Here is an 18,773-nt window from a genome sequence, read left to right on the forward strand (position 1 = left end):
AAGACTCCAGGAAGGGCAGTCCGTTGTACGAAGGCGTGGTCCAGGACCTCATCGACGAGCTGGGGCGGTTGCCCGGCGTCGGTCCGAAGAGCGCGCAGCGGATCGCCTTCCACATCCTGCAGGCGGAGCCGACGGACGTACGGCGTCTCGCGCAGGCTCTCCTGGAGGTGAAGGCGAAGGTCCGCTTCTGCGCGACCTGCGGCAACATCGCACAGGAGGAACTGTGCAACATCTGCCGCGACACCCGCCGCGACCCGACGGTGATCTGTGTCGTGGAGGAGCCGAAGGACGTCGTCGCGATCGAACGCACACGTGAGTTCCGCGGCCGTTACCACGTCCTCGGCGGCGCGATCAGCCCGATCGAGGGCGTCGGCCCCGACGACCTCCGGATAAGGGAGCTGCTGGCCCGCCTGGCCGACGGCACGGTCACCGAGCTGATCCTCGCCACGGACCCGAACCTGGAGGGCGAGGCGACCGCCACCTACCTCGCCCGCATGATCAAACCCATGGGCCTGAAGGTCACCCGCCTGGCCAGCGGCCTCCCGGTGGGTGGCGACCTGGAATACGCGGACGAGGTCACGCTCGGCCGCGCCTTCGAGGGGAGACGACTCCTAGATGTCTGACGCCACGCTGCACGCGACCGCGCAGAACCCCGACGACTTCGCGGTCCAGATCGCCGACCAGGTGGAGAGTTTCCTGGTGGCCGTCATGGAGGTGTCGAAGGGCGACGAGCCGGACTCGGCGGTCCCCTTCCTCCTCCTGGAGGTCTCCCAGCTGCTGCTGGCCGGCGGCCGTCTCGGCGCGCACGAGGACATCGTCCCCGACGAGCGCTACGAGCCGGACCTGGGCCCGGAGCCGGACGTCGACCAGCTCCGCGAGAACTTCGGGCGCCTGCTCGACCCCATCGACGTCTACTCCGAGGTCTTCGACCCGTACGAGCCCCGCAAGGCGCCCGTCCCGGCCCGGATCTCGGACGACCTGGCCGACATCGTCGCCGACCTCCGCCACGGCATGGCCCACTACCGCGCGGGCCGCATCACGGAGGCCCTGTGGTGGTGGCAGTTCTCCTACTTCTCCAACTGGGGCCCCACCGCCTCCGCCGTCCTGCGCGCCCTCCAGTCCGTCCTCATCCACGTCCGCCTCAACCAGCCCCTGGAGGAACTGGACGGCCTGGACACCGACCAGGACACGATGGGCGACGAGACCTTGGAATTCGAAGCGGGCCGGGTGATGGAGCAGGAGATCGGCGGGTCGCTGGGAGCGCGGTCGGTCAAGTAGCCGTCTTCGGGAACTGTCCTACCTGGCCCAGCAGGACGAACAGCTCGGCCGGGGACTGGGTGACACCGTTGCCCCCGGCGTCGGCCACCTGGTCCCGGCGGGCGGCCGCACCGGCGCCTCCGTAGACGAACACCGGGGTCATGGCGTCGGTCTCGCGGATCTTCCGGATCAGCTTGAGGCCGGCGTCGGGGTCGAACCCGTCGGCCTCGGCGCGGCCCATGTCGGAGATCACGGCGTCGAAGGGCCGCGATGCCCTCCGCAGGGCCCGCAGGCCCTCGTCCGTGGACTCGGTTTGTACGACCTCCACGCCCATCGCCTGTAACTGGGCCGTCTGGTAGGCGTTGTTCGAGGGGTTGTCATCGACCCACAGAACCCTGTGCAGGACGCGTCGCGACGGTGGCGACGGCTCCTGTCCGGGCCGGCTCCGATCCGTCCGGACCGTGAGTTGCTGCTGGAGCTCCGCGGTGGTCTCGACGACCTGGTTCGTGAACTCCTGCACCGTCAGCTCGTTGTTGCCGACCTTGAGGCTGAAGGCCCGGTTCCTGACGACGTTCCGGATCTCCGGAAGCAACTTCCACACCACCCAGGCAGCGAACAGCGGCCAGGCCAGCCCGGTCAGCGCCCGGATCAGCTCCGTCGCGTCCTTCACTATAACCTCCCTCCGCCTGGTCCGTTCAGGTCGGGGCCGTCGTCGGGTCCGTTCAGGTCTGTCCATCCCGGTTCTGTCCCATCTGGGCCCAGTTCGTCCAGGATCGGTCCGTCGTCCGTTCCAGGTGGCGCCACCTCCATGCCAAGGTCCAGCGGCACCCGGGCGACGTCGGGAAGTTCGGTGGTGTCCAGCAGGTCCTGCATCCGGTCTCGGCCGAAGTGCTGGATGCCCATCGCCATCGTGCCGATCACGTCCAGGTCCGCCACGTCGATCGGAGCCGCGCCGTTGAACCAGGTCAGGGTGTTGGCCATGGCGAGGTCGACCGTCCTGGCGTAGGCGCGGGACAGTTCGGTGAGTGTGCCGGCGTACCTGCGGGCGGCCGGTTCTGCGTCGGGGGAGAGCATGTCCAGCGCCAGGCCCCAGAGAGTCCGCACCGGCACCCCCATCGACCCCATGGGGACGACGCCGTCCCGGTGCGGTGACCGGCTCGCGAAGGACCTGAGCTCCTCCGCCTGTCCGCTCCCGGGTGTGGTGAGCGCGGCGCAGGCCAGCAGCAGATAGGTCTGCTGCTGGACGTGACCGAGGAACTTGTCCGCCCGGTGTTCCTCGAACGCGGGCCCGGTCGCGTGCTGTGGCTGCCCGTCGGTGCGTAGGAGCAGGGCCCTCCAGGCATCGCGGCGGTCGCGAACCCTGTCCGGTACCAGTGAGGCTTCGAGGTAGGCGCCGTACGTGAGTCCCGCCCGGGAGAACAGCGAGGCGGCGCGGAGCAGTAGAGCGACTCCGCCGTCGCTGTCGACCAGCAGTCGCCACTGGCCCGCGAGGCGGTAAGCCGATGCGGCCTCGATGAGGGCGGCCTCGAGGTCGCCGGACTCCGCCTCCACGTTGCGCATCACGAACTGCGCGTATGCCTCGTGGAAGTCGGCTGCGCTCTGTACCTGGCCGGCATCGAGTTGCAGCGGGTCGAGCGGTGGAGAGGTCATCTCAGAGCATCTCCCTGACGTTGCTCAGCGCTTCGGGCCGCACGAAATGGGGGTTGGAGTGAGTCCACGTCTTCCGGATCGTCCTGCTCTCGCGGTTCCACTCCCATCGCTCGCACCGGCTGATCTGGTTCGCGGGCACGAGGATCTTCGCGGCCACCTCGCCCTCGACCTGGTACGCGGAGTATCTGCGGTAGGTGTTCAGGTCCCGGACCTCTTCGGCGACGCCCTGTACGGCCACCGCGGAGCGGGGGGCCAGGATGACCCAGCAGAAGTAGAGATAGGCGACCGGCTCCCGGCCGAAGCCGGTTCCGAACCAGAGGGCCGTGTGCCGGGCGGTGTGCACGAAGTTGGTCTTCGCCGCCGTGTCCCGCTCGACCGTCCCGCACGACAGGGAGATGAAAGGGGTCTCCTCGCAGAACGGTAGCCCCGTTGCCGGGTCGGTGCTCTCGAAATGGTTCACGTGGAGATTGAGGTTCTGAGCCGTCAGTTTCGAGGCGACGTCGCCGTGCGGCAGGGGATCGATCCGCTGCCACCAGCGGCAGGCGATCCCGAACCTGTTGTCGATCAGTCCTCTGGCGACGTCGTCGTCGGGGAGCGCCATCCCCTTCACACACCACTGCACGATCAAAGCTCGTCCCCCGAGTTCATGCGCGTGCGGGACCCATCAGCGTAGAGCAACCTCCTTGATCCTTTGGTGAGTTGAAGCGCAACGTCCGGGACGGCCACGTCAGTCATGCAGGACGGGGCCAGTCCTGAGCGGTGCCTACGGTCGTCCATGGCACCGACACCGACGGGGTCATCGACGTCACCGAGCGCGTCGAGGCGCTGCGCCGCGCGGCCGGGCTGCGGTGAGCGTGCAGGAGGTGCCGGTCGGGGCCGTATGGAGCCGAGGAGGCGACGCCATGACCCCCAGGACCGAGCACCAGCCGCAGATGTCCGGCGAGAGATCACCTCGTTCGACACCGACACCAATCAGCGCGACCGCGTCGAGAAGCCCGACGGTTACGCCGCCGCAGGCATCCCCGTCCACCTCCTCATCGACCCCGACGACTGCTCGGTCGTCGTGTTCAACCAGCCCGAGAACGGCCGCTACCGGCACGAGGAGAAGCTGCCGTTCGGAGCGGCGGTGAAGCTTCCGGAACCGGTGAACATCACCCTCGACACGGAGCCCCTCAAGGAGTTCGTGGCTGAGCGGTCGTACCGCGAATGTCACAGCGTCCACACCCCCTTCGCCACCGCGGTGACCCCGCCCGTCAGGGCGAGGAGGAGGACCAGGCGGCGGGCTTGGTGTTCGGGGGTGCGGTCGGCGACCGCGCGGCCCATCAGCCCGCCCGTCAGCATGGCGCCGGCCACCGCCGTCCACTGGGCCGCGCTCAGCCCCGGCACCCCGTTCGCCGTCACGGAGAAGGCGTTGACGACGACGCCGTAGAACTGGGCGTTGGGGACGAACTCGCGTACCGTCCAGCCCGCGTTGAGGGCGTAGAGGGAGATCGGGGGGCCGCCCACGCCCGCCGCCGAGTTCATGAAGCCGCCCACCGCGCCGGCCGTCAACGCGCCGCCCCGGCCGCCGAGGGCGGGGAGACGGGCGCCCCGCATCACCAGGAGCACGGCCGCGGTCACCAGGGCTCCCATGGTCAGGAGGAGGAAGGGCGGCGGGAGTTGGCGGGTCAGCCAGGTGCCCGCCGGGACCGTGCAGGCCGCCGCCGCGCACAGCGGGACCATCGCGGCCGGGCGGACCCGGCGCCAGCCGCCCGCCAGGCCCACCACGCTGATCGCGCCCGCCGCGCAGTTGGCGAGCGCGACGCCCTCGGCGGGGCCGAGGAGGAGGATCAGAGCGGGGACGGCGACGAGCGCGAAGCCCATGCCGGTCAGCCACTGCACGCCCGCGCCCAGCAGCACGATGCCGGAGAGAAGGATCAGCGCCGTCATGGTGTACCTGCCTACACCAACCGTTCGGGAGTGCGCTTCCTCGTCGCGGCCGCCGGGAGACGGGAGTGTTGATCTCGCCAGCTCAGCCCAGCCGAGAAACAAGGATCCCGCCGTGAAGCCGCTGCTCTCCTCCCGTCCCGTCCTGTGGTTCCTCTTCCTCTTCAACCTCGTCGTCGCCGCCGTCGCGCCGTTCGTCGTCGACGGCACGCAGGGCGTGCTGACGGCCGTCGGGATGGGGGTCGTGTCGCTCGGCGCCGGCGTCAGCCTCCTGCGCACCTGAGGACATTGGCCGAGCCCTGCACCTGCGCTGTACATCGGCTGCACGGGCGTTGACCACGACCAGAACGAACCGCATGCGCTTCGCCGTCGTCGCCGCAACGGTGACCGTGGGGGTGAGCCAGACCGGTGGCTCGCGGACCCCGCACGAGCCCGGCAAGAAGCAGATCACCGGCCTCTTCGACAGGTGGAACGCGGCCCTGCGCACCGGTGACCTGGAGAAGGTCGCCGACCTGTACGCCAAGGACGCGGTGCTGCTGCCGACCGTCAGCAACGAGATCCGCACCGACCACGCCGGCATCGTCGACTACTTCGAGCACTTCCTGCACAACAAGCCGGTGGGTGAGAAGAAGCGCACCATCGTCAAAGGGGGCCGGTGGGACCTCCGCGCTGTCCAGGCGGACGCGGGCGGCCTTGCGGCCGACGGTGAGCCGGGAGCCGGAGCGGTCGGGGCTGCGTCCGGCGCAGTACCGCCCTGATCCGGGCGATCACCTCGCGGACCACCCGGTCCGTCTCGCCGCTGCCGGCGCTGATCACGATGATCGGCACGTCGCCGCCGGAGCCCCGCCCGCGCAGGGCCAGGGTGGGCGAGCGCGGCGGCGCCCGTGGTGACCCACTCGACCTCGAAGCCGTACCGCTTCAGGCCGCGCCGGAGTGATTCCGCGGCGCACGCCCCGTACCTTAATTCTTGAAACTTCACGCACGGGGTGCGATGTGAGGCAGGGCACTTTTCGCGTGGGGTGCCGCTTGCTGGGCAGGTTCCGGTCGCGAGCGGCGAGGTCCCGCCGGTCTCACCATGCGGGAGCAGGCTGGTGGAATTCGGACGCTCGTTAAACTGAGCCGACACAAACGAACCGAGCGAGGAGCGCACGTGGGCCTTGTCGTGCAGAAGTACGGAGGCTCCTCCGTTGCCGATGCCGAGGGCATCAAGCGCGTCGCCAAGCGGATCGTGGAAGCGAAGAAGAACGGCAACCAGGTGGTTGTCGTCGTTTCCGCGATGGGCGACACGACGGACGAGCTGATCGATCTCGCCGAGCAGGTATCCCCGATGCCTGCCGGGCGTGAGTTCGACATGCTGCTGACCGCCGGAGAGCGTATCTCCATGGCACTGCTGGCCATGGCGATCAAAAACCTGGGCCACGAGGCCCAGTCGTTCACCGGCAGCCAGGCAGGCGTCATCACCGACTCGGTCCACAACAAAGCCCGGATCATCGACGTCACGCCGGGGCGGATCAGGACGGCGCTGGACGAGGGCAACATCGCCATCGTCGCCGGCTTCCAGGGCGTGAGCCAGGACAAGAAGGACATCACCACGCTGGGGCGCGGTGGGTCCGACACGACGGCCGTGGCGCTGGCCGCCGCGCTCGACGCCGAGGTCTGCGAGATCTACACCGACGTCGACGGTGTGTTCACCGCCGACCCGCGCGTGGTGACGAAGGCGCGGAAGATCGACTGGATCTCCTTCGAGGACATGCTGGAGCTCGCCGCCTCCGGTTCCAAGGTGCTGCTCCACCGCTGTGTGGAGTACGCGCGCCGCTACAACATCCCGATCCACGTCCGGTCCAGCTTCAGCGGACTTCAGGGCACGTGGGTCAGCAGCAAGCCGATTGGGGACAAGAAGGTGGAGCAGGCCATCATCTCCGGTGTCGCGCACGACACCTCCGAGGCCAAGGTCACGGTCGTCGGTGTGCCCGACAAGCCGGGCGAGGCCGCCGCCATCTTCCGGACCATCGCCGATGCCGAGATCAACATCGACATGGTCGTGCAGAACGTGTCCGCCGCCGCCACCGGCCTGACGGACATCTCCTTCACGCTCCCGAAGACCGAGGGCCGCAAGGCCATCGACGCGCTGGAGCGCAACCGGTCGGGCATCGGCTTCGACTCGCTGCGCTACGACGACCAGATCGGCAAGATCTCGCTGGTCGGCGCGGGCATGAAGACCAACCCGGGGGTCACGGCCTCGTTCTTCGAGGCGCTCAGCGACGCCGGGGTCAACATCGAGCTGATCTCGACCTCGGAGATCCGCATCTCGGTCGTCACCCGGGCCGACGACGTGCCCGAGGCCGTGCGCGCCGTGCACACCGCCTTCGGTCTGGACTCCGACACCGACGAGGCCGTCGTCTACGGGGGCACCGGCCGATGACCGGCAAGCCGGCGCTCGCGGTCGTGGGTGCGACCGGGGCGGTCGGCACGGTGATGCTCCAGATCCTGTCCCAGCGGGCGGACGTCTGGGGCGAGATCCGCCTGATCGCCACCCCGCGCTCGGCCGGCCGCAAGCTGACCGTGCGCGGGGCGGAGGTGGAGGTCGTCGCGCTGTCGGAGGAGGCCTTCGACGGCATCGACGTCGCGATGTTCGACGTGCCGGACGAGGTGTCCGCACGCTGGGCGCCGGTCGCCGCCGCCAAGGGCGTCGTCGTGGTGGACAACTCCGGCGCCTTCCGGATGGCCCCGGAGGTGCCGCTGGTCGTCCCCGAGGTCAACCCGCACTGCGCCCGCAACCGGCCGCGCGGGATCATCGCCAACCCCAACTGCACCACCCTGTCGATGATCGTCGCCCTGGGCGCGCTGCACGCCGAGTTCGGGCTGCGCGAGCTGGTGGTGTCGTCGTACCAGGCGGTCAGCGGGGCCGGGCGGGCCGGCGTGGAGACGCTGCGGGCCCAGCTGTCGATGGTCGCCGGTACGGAGCTGGGCACCAAGCCCGGTGACGTACGGCGGGCGGTCGGGGACCTGACCGGGCCGTTCCCGGAGCCGGTCGCGCTCAACGTCGTACCGTGGGCCGGGTCGCTGCGGGAGGACGGCTGGTCGTCGGAGGAGATGAAGGTGCGGGACGAGTCCCGCAAGATCCTCGGGCTGCCGAAGCTGCCGGTCGCGGTGACGTGCGTGCGGGTGCCGGTGGTCACCACGCACTCCCTGACGGTGCACGCCCGCTTCCAGGGCGAGGTCACGGTCGACAAGGCCCGGGAGATCCTCGACACGGCCCCGGGTGTGGTCCTCTTCGACAACCCGGCCGCCGGGGAGTTCCCGACCCCCGCGGACGTGGTGGGCACCGACCCGACCTGGGTCGGGCGGGTGCGGCGGGCGCTCGACGACCCGACCGCGCTGGAGCTCTTCGTGTGCGGGGACAACCTTCGCAAAGGGGCCGCTCTGAACACCGCGCAGATCGCCGAGCTTGTGGCGGTGGAACTGACCGGCCGTTCAGGTATGGCGGATTTCGTGTGAACACCCGGTGACCACGGCAAATGCACCGGATGCGCCCCAGATGGGAGCGGGCCCACAGGTAGGCTCCACGTAAAAATGTGTCCCGGAGCATGGTCCAAACCTCTTGTACCGGGACCGGTCCGCGTTCGAAGATTTTCCTCCCCGTCCTCCGCAACCATGCGGACGGCGGGGAGCGTCTTTGCGGTCGCCCACTTACCGGGCGCTTACGCAACCGGGCCTTGGGGGCGCGGGGACGCATGATCCTGGCGTGGGGACGCCGTGATCGGGGCGTGGGGACGCCCGTTCATAATGGGATATAAGGGAAGAGCGGGACGCATGGCGGCAATTGACGCACCGTCGGGTGTGCTGCCGGACGCGCACAGAACGGTGCCGACCGCGCCGGCCGGCCCACCCGGCTGCCCCGGCGTGCGCGCGGTCGGCGCTCCCGGCCCGCGCGTGACCGGCGGACCCGGCCTGCGCGCGACCTGCGGAGCCGACGTGCGCCCGTCCAGCGGGCTCGCCACGCGCCCGTCCGGCAGGCCCGATGCAAAAGTGATACCCGGCACGTACAACCCCGCCGGGGGTAGACGTGTCCAACTTGCGTGGCAGAGGTACTCGAACTCAGTGCGCCCGGCGGCGCGACGGCCCTGCGGCCGCCCCGCGCCGGCCTGCGCCCCCGCATGCCCGGTACGCCCGGCGGCATGCCGGTGATCGCGCCCATGCCCGCAGCGCGGCCCACCCGCATACCCAGCCAGCGCGACGGCGCGGAGGAGACGGCGACGGCGGCCGGTACCACCGTCGACCACCTCACCGAGACCTACCGGGCGCACTACCGCTCGCTCCTCGGCCTCGCCGCGCTCCTCCTCGACGACACCGCCTCCTGCGAGGACGTCGTCCAGGAGGCGTTCATCCGCGTCCACTCCGCCCGCAAACGCGTCCGCGACCCGGAGAAGACCCTGGCCTACCTGCGCCAGACGGTCGTCAACCTCTCCCGCTCCGCGCTGCGCCGCCGCATCCTCGGCCTCAAGCTGCTCTCCAAGCCGATGCCGGACGCGGCCAGCGCCGAGGAAGGCGCCTACGACCAGTTGGAGCGGCGCGACCTGATCAAGGCGATGAAGGGCCTGCAGCGCCGCCAGCGCGAGGTCCTCGTCCTGCGCTACTTCGCCGACATGACCGAGGCCCAGGTCGCCGAGACGCTCGGCATCTCGCTCGGCTCGGTGAAGGCCTACGGCTCGCGCGGCATCGCGGCACTACGGGTGGCGATGGAGTCGGCGGCATGACGGACAGCCCCGAGGGAGGCGACTCGCATGATCGCCACGAGCCCTACGCCTGGCACGAGCCGACACCAGAACGACGCCACGAGCAAGAGCACACGCAATCGCACGCTGGGAACGGAACTGTGAACCACGGCCCCGACGACAAGGGCCCCGAGGGCCTGGAACAGGGCCCTGAAGGGCTTCGGAACGGGCTCGGCTTCGGGGCCGGTGCCGCCGACCCCGAAACCCTGGACGGGCTCGGCACGGACGAGCTGGCCCTGCGCCGGCTGCTGCACTCCGCGGTCGACGACCTCGCGCCGCGCGACGGCAGCCTCGACCACCTGCGCCGCGCGGTGCCCGCCCGCCGCGCCCGCAAGCGGCAGGCCGCCGTCGGCATGGCGGCCGCGGCCTTGTTCATCGGCACCGCGATCCCCGCCCTGCTGCACGTCTCCAACTCCGGCGGCACCGACCCCAACACCTCCATGGCCGGCCAGGCCTCCCAGGCGCAGGGCGGTGCCACGGGCGGCAAGAACCCCGACGGCGGCGTCGGCACCGCGGGCGGCAGCGGCGGCCAGGCCGCCGACCAGAGCCCCGGCGGCGGGAAGGGTGGCGGCAAGAGCGAGAGCACCGGAGCCGCCTCCGGCACCAAGGTCGTCCCCACCGCCAGTGCCGCCAGCAGCGCCCCCGTCTGCACCTCCGCCCAGCTCGGCACCCCGACCTCCACCGTCGGCGCCCCCGACTCGACGGGCGTCGTCTACGGCACCTTCCGCGTCGTCAACGTCTCGACGACGAGCTGTACCGTCGGCGGCCCCGGCAGCGTGGGCGTCCTCGCGCAGGGCGCGGCCGACGCCACCAAGGTCCTCACCGCCCGGCACGCCTCCGGCGACGCGGCGGCCGGACTGCCCGACCCGACCGCCGAGCTCACCGGCCTGGTCCTGGCGCCCGGCGCGGCCTACGAGGAGAAGTTCGGCTTCGTCCCCTCGGAGACCTGCCCGACCAGCGGCTCCGACACCGGCGGCTCCACCGGCACCGGCTCCACCGGCTCCACCGGCGGTTCCACGGCCTCCCCGAGCCCCTCCGAGGGGGCCAGCAGCAGCGCCGGAACGACCACCTCCGGGTCGGACGGCACCACCACCCAGCTGCTCACCGAGGACGGCGGCACGGCCGACGGCAGCGTCGCGGTCTCGTACACCCCGCAGGCCGGGTCCCCGACCGGGTCGGCGACGGTGACGAACGCGTGCGCCGGGACGGTCTACTGGACCGGGGTCCTGGCGGCACAGTGACCGGCAGGACCGGGATGACCGACGGTACGGCAGGACCGGCCGGGGCCGTCACACGGCGGTCGGCTGCTGGGCTTCCTCTTCCGGGTCCGGGACCAGGCCGAGCGCCGCGTCCCGGGCGAACTCCACCTCGCGGCGCACCAGCCGGAACCACATGAACACCACGAACCCCGCGAACACGAACCACTCACCGGTGTAACCGAGGTTCTGGAACGCCTTCAGGTCGAGCCCCGAGTTGTCCGGCGCGGTCGCCGGTACGGCCGTCATCCCCGAGTCGGCCTTGTCCAGGGTGATCCAGGCGTCGTACACCGGGTACGGCACCAGGTTCACCAGCGAGGCCGCGCTGATCGCCGCCGTCTGCCCGGACGGCAGCCCGCCCTGGTTGCTGACGCCGTTGTCCCCCGGCGTCTCGGAGGCCTGGAGCGCGCCGGTCACGGTGACCTCGCCGGTGGGCGCGGCGGGCGCCTCGGCGGCGTCCGCCCTGCCGGGCAGCCAGCCGCGTACGACGGGCAGGGCCTTGCCGGAGTCGGTGCGCAGCAGGGTCAGGACGTAGAAGCCGTTCTTGCCGTCGACCTGGCGGTCGGGCACGAGCAGCTGCTTGGCGTACCGGCCGGTGACGGTGGCCCGCTTGCCGGAGGTCGACTGGTCGACGGGCAGCAGGTCGGCCAGCGGGCGGGCCGCCTCCGTCTTCGCCGTCTGCACCTGCTCGTCGGCGCTGCGATGCGCGTCGACACGCGCCTCGAAGCGGCTCAGCTGCCACGACCCCATGAAGATGCAGAACGGGATGGCGAGCAGCACGAAGACATTGATGCCCCACCAACGGGGTGTCAGCAGAAAGCGGTACACGCCGTCCACGGTACGGGGCGGTTCATGACGGTTTACGGGCGGGGTGGGCGCGTCCCGGTCCGGACGGCCACCTGGAGGTTCGCAAAGTTATCCACAGGCGGTGGACTCTCCTCGGCGCATTGTGGGCGGGGACGGGCAGTATGGGGCCATGACTGCGGCCATGAGTGAGAGCGACATGCCGGACTGGGAGAAGCGCTTCCGCGCCCCTCGGGTCTCCCTGCCGGACTGGGCGGAGGACGCCCCCCACCGTTCCCTGTTCGTGTCGAACGCGACGGGGACGTACGAGCTGTACGCCTGGGACCGCGCGAGCGGTGAGCAGCGCCAGGCGACGAACCGGCCGAACGGCACGACGGACGGGCTGCTCTCCCCGGACGGCGCGTGGATCTGGTGGTTCGACGACAAGGACGGCGACGAGTTCGGCGTCTGGCGCCGGCAGCCCTTCGGCGGCGGCGCGGACGAGGAGGCGACGCCGGGCCTGGAGCCGTCGTACCCCTCGGGGCTGGCGCTCGGCCGGGACGGCCGCACGGCGGTCGTGGGCCGCTCGACGGACGACGAGGGTACGACGATCTACCTGGTCAGAGAGGGGGAGGAGCCCCTGGAGATCTACCGGCACGCCGAGTCGGCCGGGGTCGGCGACCTCTCCCACGACGGCTCGCTGATCGCGATCGAGCACACCGAGCACGGCGACGCGATGCACTCGGCGCTGCGCGTGGTCCGCCCGGACGGCACGACGGTCGCCGAGCTCGACGACACCGACGGCGGCAGCGAGGAGCTGGGCCTGGAGGTGCTGGGCTTCGCCCCGGTCGACGGCGACCCGCGCCTGCTCATCGGCCACCAGAGGCGGGGCCGCTGGGAGCCCCTGGTCTGGGACGTGGTCTCCGGCGCGCAGACGGACCTGGCCCTCGACCTGCCGGGCGACGTGAGCGCGGAGTGGTACCCGGACGGCAGCGCGCTGCTCATCGCGCACAGCCACAAGGCCCGCAGCGACCTGTTCCGCTACGACCTGGCCACGCGCGAACTGGCGCGCATCCCGACTCTGCCCGGGTCCGTCTCCGGGGCCACCGCCCGCCCCGACGGCACCGTCGAGTACCTGTGGTCCTCGGCCGCCGAGCCGCCGGTGGTCCGCTCGACGACCGGCGAGGTGGTCCTGGACCCGCCCGGCATGAAGTGCCCACCGTCGGTCCCGGTCTCGGACGCGTGGGTGGAGGGCCCCGGGGGTGTCATCCACGCTCTGATCCAGAAACCGGCCGGAGCGACGGGCCCCCTCCCCACCGTCTTCGACCTGCACGGCGGTCCGACCTGGCACGACAGCGACAGCTTCGCGGCCGGCCCGGCGGCCTGGGTGGACCACGGGTACGCGGTGGTCCGCATCAACTACCGCGGCTCCACGGGCTACGGCCGGGCCTGGACGGACGCGCTGAAGCACCGGGTGGGCCTGATCGAGCTGGAGGACGTGGCGGCGGTACGGGACTGGGCGGTCGAGTCCGGCCTCGCCGACCCCGACCGGCTCGTCCTGACCGGCGGCTCCTGGGGCGGCTACCTCACGCTCCTCGGCCTGGGCACCCAGCCGGCCTCCTGGGCGGTGGGCATCGCGGTCGTCCCGGTCGCCGACTACGTCACGGCGTACCACGACGAGATGGAGTCCCTGAAGGCGATGGACCGCACGCTGCTGGGCGGCACGCCGGAAGAGGTCCCCGAACGCTTCGCCGCGTCCTCCCCCCTCACCTACGTGGACGACGTGAAGGCCCCGGTCTACATCTCGGCCGGGCTCAACGACCCCCGCTGTCCCATCCGTCAGATCGACAACTACGTCAACCGCCTGGCGGCCCGCTCGGCCGTCCACGAGGTCTACCGCTACGACGCGGGCCACGGCTCCCTCGTGGTCGACGAACGCATCAAGCAACTCCGCCTGGAAATGGAGTTCGCCGAACGCCACCTCACGCCTACGGCGACAGCACCGACAGACTGACCCCGCTTTCCCACCCGCCCCACTGACCAGCGAGGCCCTCACTCACGCCGAGCCATGACTGAGGGCCCGGCTACTCCCAAAGATGCGGTTCTGAAGCGCCCCGTCAGGGGCGCGGGGAACTGCGCGAGCAACCACGGTGGTGCGGCAGGGAATCACGGTGCGGGGTGGGCCCCGTCAGGGGCGCGGGGAACTGCGCGAGCAACCACGGTGGCGCGGCAGGGAATCACGGTGCGGGGTGCGCCCCGTCAGGGGCGCGGGGAACTGCGCGAGCAACCACGACGGCGCGGTACTGAACCACGGCGCGGGGAACTGCGCGCTCAGGCGTCGTGCGGGTGGGTGGGCGAGGCCACGTGGCCGGACAGCTCCGCCAGCCCCCTCCGGGTGGCGACCACCACCGCCCGGTCCCCGCCCCGCAACACGTACTCCCCCGCCGCAACCCCCTGCCGGCCCTCGAGCGCCAGCACCCGCCACGCCCCCGCCCGAAACGCCCCCGCCACCGTCCGCCCCTCCAGCTGCGGATGCCCGCGCACCTCCACCACCGCCACCAGCAGCACCTTCCGCTCCACCGGGATCGCCCCGAGGATCTGCCGCCCCAGCATCGCCCCCGCGAAGGACGGCGCCGCCAGGTACGAGACACTCCGGCTCCGGGTGATCGCATCCGGATGCGCCGCCCGCAGCGTCCGGTACACGGCGGTCGCGAAGTCGTCGTCGTACAGCCGCAGCACCGCCGTCAGCTCGGGCCGCACGGACCGCGCGTACAGCACGGCCTCCAGATTCGTCGTGTCCGCGCTGGTCACCGCGAGCAGCGCCTGCGCCCGATGGATCTTGGCGGCCTCCAGGACCCCTTCCTGGGTCACGTCCCCGAGCACCACCGGCACCCGCAGCCGCCGCGCCACCGCCAGCCCGCGCGCCTCGGGATCGGCCTCGACGCACACCACGGGCACGTGCAGTTCGCGCAACCGCGTCAGCACCCGCGTGCCGATCTTCCCCAGCCCGAGGAGCACCACATGCCCGCCCAGCCCCCGGGGCGGCTTGCGCAGCGCGGACGCGGTCCGGAAGGTCCCGAGCGCCTCCAGCACCGCCGCCAGCAGCACCGGCAGCAGCAGCAACCCGACCAGCCCCGACAGCAGTTGCAGGATCTGCCGCCCGAGCGGCGCCCCGATCGCGGGGTTGTCGATGGCGAACAGGTCGAGGAGCGTGTAGTAGAAGGCCCGTACCGGATGCATGTGCGTCACCACCGACAACGCGACCGCGAGCGCGACCACGCACCCCACACTCCCCAGCAGCGACCACCTGAGCCGCCGCGAGAACAGCGAGGCGAGCGGGGGTACCACCCCGACCCCGCGCCCGGCGGGCTCCGCCGCCCCCGCCGACGACGACACGTGCTCCAGCACCATCACGCCACGCTCGCCCGCGGCCCGTACCTGCTCGTCGTCCGGCAGCAGCCGCGGCCCCCGCTCCCGGCCGCCCCCGGCAGGCTCGTCGGGCACGGTGCCGTTCGGCGAGAGCAGCGCCAGCGGGAAGAGCCCGCGCTCGACGGCGTCCTGTCCCGCACCGGCATCCGGCGGCAGATCCACCGCCCGCAGCACCAGGCCGTCTGTGTGGATGACCTTGCCGCGCCCGGCGAGCGCGGTGGCGGCGAGAGCCGGGGCGGCGGTGTCGGCGTCGGAGAGCACGATCGTGGAGGCGTCCCCCACCGCGCCGCCTCCGCCGCCGTCCGCGTCCCCGATCGCCAACGCGGCAGCTTGGTCGAGGAGTTCCTCGATGTGCTGCCCCAACCGCCGGTTGTACAGCCGCAGCACCAGCCGCAGCCGCGGATTCAGCCGGCGGGCGGTGAGGGCGGCCCGGATGTTGGTCTCGTCGTCGTCGTACACGAGCGCGAGCGCGGCGGCCCGCTCCACCCCCGCCTCGGCGAGCACCGCCTCACTGGTCTCGTCGGCCTCCAGGACCCGCTCACCGCGCGGCCCTTCACCGCCACCGGAGACCGCACCGGCACCGGTACCACCCCCACCGCCGTTGCCGCCCGTCCGGCCCACGGCCGCACTGACCACCCGGTCGAACAGCGCGGCCGAGGCGGCCCGCGCGCGTCCGACGACCGGCGGCCGGGCGATGCGCACGTTCGGCGGTACGACGAGGGTGACCTGTTCGCCGTAGACCGTGCGCAACTCGGCGGCCAGCCGGTGCGCGAGCCCGTCGTCCCCGCACACCACCATGGACGCCGGGGTCCCACCACCCTGATACGGAACGCTCGCCACGAGGGAAAAGACTGCCTCAACGCAACGCATGGTTCCAGCAACGAGATGAACAGCCGCCCCCGGCCTCCCGTACGGAGGGAGAGGGAGCATAATCCCGGATCTGACCGAAGTGCCGGAGGTATCCGACCCGTGGCCATCACCGAGAAAGCCGCCCCGCCCGGCGCCGCGCCCGAAAACGGGACCCCCGGCGCCGACGGCACCGGCGCCCCGCCCGACCGGGAGGGCTGGCACCTCAGCTCCCCCCTGGCCCTCACCCTTCTCCTCCTCCTGGTCGTGGTGTTCCAGGGCCCGGTGCGCGGCGCGCTGTCGAAGCCGGTGATGCAGAGCTGGATGACGGTGTTCGTGGCGGTGGTCGTCCAGGCGCTCCCGTTCCTCGTCCTCGGCGTGCTGCTCTCCGCGGCGATCGCGGTCTTCGTCCCGCCCTCCTTCTTCGCCCGCGCCCTGCCCGGCCATCCCGCCCTCGCGGTACCGGTCGCGGGGCTGGCCGGTGTCGTACTCCCGGGCTGCGAGTGCGCGTCGGTCCCGGTGGCCGGCGCCCTGGTCCGCCGGGGTGTCACCCCGGCCGCGGCGATCGCCTTCCTGCTCTCCGCGCCCGCGATCAACCCGATCGTGCTGACGGCGACGGCCGTCGCGTTCCCGCGCAACCCCGAGATGGTGGTGGGCCGGTTCGCCGGCAGCCTGCTGGTGGCGTGCGCGATGGGCTGGCTGTGGCAGCGGCTCGGCCGCACCGACTGGCTGCGGCTGCCGGCGCACGCGCACCACGAGGGCGAGACCAAGGGGGAGGCGTTCTGGTCCTCGGTCCGGCACGACACCATGCAGGCGGGCGGCTTCCTGGTGCTCGGCGCGATGGCGGCCGCGACGCTGAAGGCGGTGGCCCCGGCGGAGTGGCTGCGCACGGCGGCCGCCAACCCGGTGGTCGCGATCCTCGCCCTGTCGGTCCTGGCCGTACTCCTGTCCATCTGCTCCGAGGCGGACGCGTTCGTGGCGGCTTCCCTCACCCAGTTCTCGCTCACCGCGAAGCTGGCCTTCCTGATCGTGGGCCCGATGATCGACCTCAAGCTCTTCGCGATGCAGGCCGGCACCTTCGGCCGCGGCTTCGCCCTGCGCTTCGCCCCGGCCACCTTCGCGGCGGCGATCGTGGGCGCGGTACTGACCGGGGCGGTGCTGCTGTGAACCGGCAGGCGCAGGCGGCGGTGATGTTCCTGGTGGGCGCGGCCCTGCTGCACGCGGGCATGACCGACCTCTATCTCCGTTACGTCAAGGCGGGCCTGCAGCCGCTGCTGCTGGCGGCGGGCGCGGTCCTGATCGTCTCGGCGCTGGCGACGGCGTGGTACGAGTGGAAGCGCGCCCGCAGCCGGAAGCGGGCCGCGCGGGAGGCCGTGCCGGAAGCCGTGCCGGAGGCCGTGCCCGAGACCGCGTCCGAGGGGCACGTCCACCGCGAACCCCGCATCTCCTGGCTGCTGGTGCTCCCGCTCCTCGCCCTGATCCTCATCGCGCCGCCCGCACTCGGCTCCTACAGCGCGATGCGCACCGGTACCGCCCTGCAACAGCCGTACGGCTACAACAAGTTGCCCACGTCCGACCCGATACCGCTCAACCTGGTCGATTACGCTGGGCGCGCCGTCTACGACCACGGGCGTTCGCTGGCCGGCCACCAGGTCCGGATCGCCGGCTTCGTGGCCGTCGACTCGGCCGGCACCCCGTATCTCGTCCGGATGGCGCTGAACTGCTGCGCGGCGGACGCCCAGCCGGTGAAGGTGGCCCTGACCGGGAAGATCCCCCCGGTCCTCCAGCCGGACGCCTGGCTCCAGGTGACGGGCACCTACACCGCCCGCGAGACCCGCGACCCGGTGAACAACGGCCCGATCCCGTACCTCCAGGTCACCGAGGCCAAGCCGATCCCGACCCCGGCCGACCCGTACGACGAGACCTGGAACAACTGACGCCCACGGGCGACCATATCTCGCCTTTAAGTAATGCCCATTCGGTCAATTCCGGTTGTGACACGCGAAAAACAGGCCACATGCTGTCATGCCCGTCGGCCGCGACACCCCTCGGCGGCAGCATGGTCGGGCGCTTGAACAGGGCGCCGCGTCACGGAGCGGGATCGTCGGGGGTTGCTGGTGAATCACGGGTGGGCGCCGTCCACTTTTCTCGGCCGGTTACGGAACACGACACGTGCGGATCTGCTCGCGCAGTCCACTCCCATCAGCTACCCGGCACACCGCACCCTGCTGCAGCAGGGCGACGAGAGCCGGCACGTCCTGCTGATCACGAGCGGTGTCGTGAAGGTCGTCGCCAGCGCGGAGAGCGGCTACGACATGCTGCTCGCCGTCCGGATAGCGGGCGACCTGGTCGGCGAGATGGCGGCCTTCGAGGAGCGCCCCCGCTCCGGCTCCGTGATCGCCTGCAGCGACGTGACCGCGCACATCGTCCAGGTGCGGACGCTGGAGACCTTCCTCACCCGGCACCCGGACGCCATGCGGGCCATCCTGCACATGCTCTGCGCCCGGCTGCGCTGGGCCAACGGGCGCCGGATCGACTTCCAGGCCTACGACTCCCTGACCCGGCTGGCCCGGGTGCTGGCCGAGCTGAGCCGGGCCTACGCGCAGCCCACGCCGGACGGTGACGGAAAGCGGTGCGACCTCGGGGTGACGCTCACCCAGACGGAACTCGCGTCCCTGGCCGGCCTCCGGCTCACCACGGCCGAAAAGAATCTGGCAACTCTGACGGCCATGGGACTGGTGGAGCGCAGTTACCGCAACATAACCATCTGTGACGTTCCGAAACTGCTTGAATTCGCCAAAGTCGTTGCCGACAACCCGTAGTGGTACGGGATCACCTCGCGCGCTCTCTC

General features: G+C 71.4%; 18 protein-coding genes and 1 pseudogene. 13 read left to right on the plus strand and 6 right to left on the minus strand.

Annotated elements, in window-relative coordinates:
- Positions 1-23 precede the first annotated feature (23 nt).
- Positions 24-623, plus strand: coding sequence for a recombination mediator RecR (gene recR / locus JF597_RS31035; RefSeq protein WP_294002944.1), 600 nt, complete (start codon positions 24-26; stop codon positions 621-623).
- Positions 616-1,278 (plus strand): DUF5063 domain-containing protein, encoded by a 663-nt coding sequence (locus tag JF597_RS31040; protein WP_294002946.1) that lies wholly within the window; start codon positions 616-618, stop codon positions 1,276-1,278. Before recR ends, JF597_RS31040 begins: the two co-directional genes overlap by 8 nt.
- Here JF597_RS31040 and JF597_RS31045 read toward each other — a convergent pair.
- From JF597_RS31045 to JF597_RS31055, 3 genes are read right to left on the minus strand one after another with little or no spacing between them, the layout of a single operon-like run.
- On the minus strand, positions 1,271-1,927 hold the full coding sequence (locus JF597_RS31045) for a response regulator (RefSeq protein ID WP_294002948.1): 657 nt from the start codon (positions 1,925-1,927) through the stop codon (positions 1,271-1,273). The two genes, JF597_RS31040 and JF597_RS31045, sit on opposite strands and share 8 nt — an antisense overlap.
- Positions 1,927-2,907, minus strand: a complete 981-nt coding sequence (locus JF597_RS31050; protein WP_294002950.1) for a hypothetical protein — start codon at positions 2,905-2,907, stop codon at positions 1,927-1,929. The genes JF597_RS31045 and JF597_RS31050 overlap by 1 nt, the downstream gene beginning before the upstream one ends.
- A 1-nt stretch (position 2,908) precedes the next feature.
- Positions 2,909-3,508 (minus strand): hypothetical protein, encoded by a 600-nt coding sequence (locus tag JF597_RS31055; protein ID WP_294002952.1) that lies wholly within the window; start codon positions 3,506-3,508, stop codon positions 2,909-2,911.
- Between the two features lie 279 nt (positions 3,509-3,787).
- On the opposite strand from JF597_RS31055, the pseudogene JF597_RS31060 reads away from it, so the two are divergent.
- Positions 3,788-4,057 (plus strand): annotated as a pseudogene (locus JF597_RS31060) (Uma2 family endonuclease); the annotation flags it as partial.
- A 59-nt stretch (positions 4,058-4,116) separates the two neighbouring features.
- On the opposite strand, the gene JF597_RS31065 reads toward JF597_RS31060, so the two are convergent.
- On the minus strand, positions 4,117-4,836 hold the full coding sequence (locus tag JF597_RS31065) for a sulfite exporter TauE/SafE family protein (RefSeq protein WP_294002954.1): 720 nt from the start codon (positions 4,834-4,836) through the stop codon (positions 4,117-4,119).
- Positions 4,837-4,948: 112 nt separating this feature from the next.
- On the opposite strand from JF597_RS31065, the gene JF597_RS31070 reads away from it, so the two are divergent.
- The 6 genes from JF597_RS31070 (at position 4,949) to JF597_RS31095 (ending at position 10,849) form a co-directional block, all read left to right on the plus strand.
- Positions 4,949-5,116 carry a hypothetical protein gene (locus JF597_RS31070; protein ID WP_294002956.1) on the plus strand — a complete coding sequence of 56 codons (168 nt, stop codon included), beginning with the start codon at positions 4,949-4,951 and terminating at the stop codon, positions 5,114-5,116.
- Positions 5,117-5,189: 73 nt separating this feature from the next.
- Entirely contained in the window at positions 5,190-5,591 is a 402-nt protein-coding gene (locus tag JF597_RS31075) for an SgcJ/EcaC family oxidoreductase (protein ID WP_294002958.1), read from the plus strand.
- Positions 5,592-5,983: 392 nt separating this feature from the next.
- Positions 5,984-7,255, plus strand: coding sequence for an aspartate kinase (locus JF597_RS31080; RefSeq protein WP_294002992.1), 1,272 nt, complete (start codon positions 5,984-5,986; stop codon positions 7,253-7,255).
- Positions 7,252-8,331, plus strand: coding sequence for an aspartate-semialdehyde dehydrogenase (locus tag JF597_RS31085; RefSeq protein WP_294002961.1), 1,080 nt, complete (start codon positions 7,252-7,254; stop codon positions 8,329-8,331). Before JF597_RS31080 ends, JF597_RS31085 begins: the two co-directional genes overlap by 4 nt.
- Before the next feature lie 659 nt (positions 8,332-8,990).
- On the plus strand, positions 8,991-9,590 hold the full coding sequence (locus JF597_RS31090) for a SigE family RNA polymerase sigma factor (RefSeq protein ID WP_294002995.1): 600 nt from the start codon (positions 8,991-8,993) through the stop codon (positions 9,588-9,590).
- Positions 9,591-9,709: 119 nt separating this feature from the next.
- The gene (locus tag JF597_RS31095; protein ID WP_366916468.1) at positions 9,710-10,849 is read left to right on the plus strand and encodes a hypothetical protein; all 1,140 of its coding nucleotides are present in this window, start codon (positions 9,710-9,712) and stop codon (positions 10,847-10,849) included.
- 48 nt (positions 10,850-10,897) lie between these two features.
- Here JF597_RS31095 and JF597_RS31100 read toward each other — a convergent pair whose 3' ends face one another.
- The gene (locus tag JF597_RS31100; RefSeq protein WP_294002965.1) at positions 10,898-11,692 is read right to left on the minus strand and encodes an SURF1 family protein; all 795 of its coding nucleotides are present in this window, start codon (positions 11,690-11,692) and stop codon (positions 10,898-10,900) included.
- A 160-nt stretch (positions 11,693-11,852) separates the two neighbouring features.
- On the opposite strand from JF597_RS31100, the gene JF597_RS31105 reads away from it, so the two are divergent.
- A complete protein-coding gene (locus tag JF597_RS31105; RefSeq protein ID WP_294002967.1) occupies positions 11,853-13,661 on the plus strand; it encodes a prolyl oligopeptidase family serine peptidase in 1,809 nt (602 codons plus the stop codon).
- Between the two features lie 317 nt (positions 13,662-13,978).
- Here the strand turns inward: JF597_RS31105 and JF597_RS31110 are convergent, their stop codons facing one another.
- Positions 13,979-15,874, minus strand: coding sequence for an NAD-binding protein (locus JF597_RS31110; RefSeq protein ID WP_294002997.1), 1,896 nt, complete (start codon positions 15,872-15,874; stop codon positions 13,979-13,981).
- Positions 15,875-16,045: 171 nt separating this feature from the next.
- Here JF597_RS31110 and JF597_RS31115 point away from each other — a divergent pair, with 171 nt between their 5' ends.
- The 3 genes from JF597_RS31115 (at position 16,046) to JF597_RS31125 (ending at position 18,744) form a co-directional block, all read left to right on the plus strand.
- Positions 16,046-17,089 carry a permease gene (locus tag JF597_RS31115; protein WP_294002969.1) on the plus strand — a complete coding sequence of 348 codons (1,044 nt, stop codon included), beginning with the start codon at positions 16,046-16,048 and terminating at the stop codon, positions 17,087-17,089.
- Entirely contained in the window at positions 17,086-17,859 is a 774-nt protein-coding gene (locus tag JF597_RS31120; protein WP_294002971.1) for a TIGR03943 family protein, read from the plus strand. Before JF597_RS31115 ends, JF597_RS31120 begins: the two co-directional genes overlap by 4 nt.
- A gap of 180 nt (positions 17,860-18,039) precedes the next feature.
- Positions 18,040-18,744, plus strand: a complete 705-nt coding sequence (locus JF597_RS31125; protein ID WP_294002999.1) for a Crp/Fnr family transcriptional regulator — start codon at positions 18,040-18,042, stop codon at positions 18,742-18,744.
- The last annotated feature ends 29 nt before the right edge of the window (positions 18,745-18,773 follow it).

It is taken from the genome of Streptomyces sp. (assembly GCF_019510245.1).
In the GTDB taxonomy this organism is placed as follows: Bacteria; Actinomycetota; Actinomycetes; order Streptomycetales; family Streptomycetaceae; genus Streptomyces.

Bases quoted from the DNA above. Each gene is read 5' to 3' on its own strand.
- JF597_RS31050 (WP_294002950.1), bottom strand. From the start codon at position 2,907: ATGACCTCTCCACCGCTCGACCCGCTGCAACTCGATGCCGGCCAGGTA.
- JF597_RS31110 (WP_294002997.1), bottom strand. From the start codon at position 15,874: ATGGTGGTGTGCGGGGACGACGGGCTCGCGCACCGGCTGGCCGCCGAG.
- JF597_RS31085 (WP_294002961.1), top strand. From the start codon at position 7,252: ATGACCGGCAAGCCGGCGCTCGCGGTCGTGGGTGCGACCGGGGCGGTC.
- JF597_RS31040 (WP_294002946.1), top strand. From the start codon at position 616: ATGTCTGACGCCACGCTGCACGCGACCGCGCAGAACCCCGACGACTTC.
- JF597_RS31105 (WP_294002967.1), top strand. From the start codon at position 11,853: ATGAGTGAGAGCGACATGCCGGACTGGGAGAAGCGCTTCCGCGCCCCT.
- JF597_RS31055 (WP_294002952.1), bottom strand. From the start codon at position 3,508: ATGGCGCTCCCCGACGACGACGTCGCCAGAGGACTGATCGACAACAGG.
- JF597_RS31090 (WP_294002995.1), top strand. From the start codon at position 8,991: ATGCCCGGTACGCCCGGCGGCATGCCGGTGATCGCGCCCATGCCCGCA.
- JF597_RS31075 (WP_294002958.1), top strand. From the start codon at position 5,190: ATGCGCTTCGCCGTCGTCGCCGCAACGGTGACCGTGGGGGTGAGCCAG.
- JF597_RS31065 (WP_294002954.1), bottom strand. From the start codon at position 4,836: ATGACGGCGCTGATCCTTCTCTCCGGCATCGTGCTGCTGGGCGCGGGC.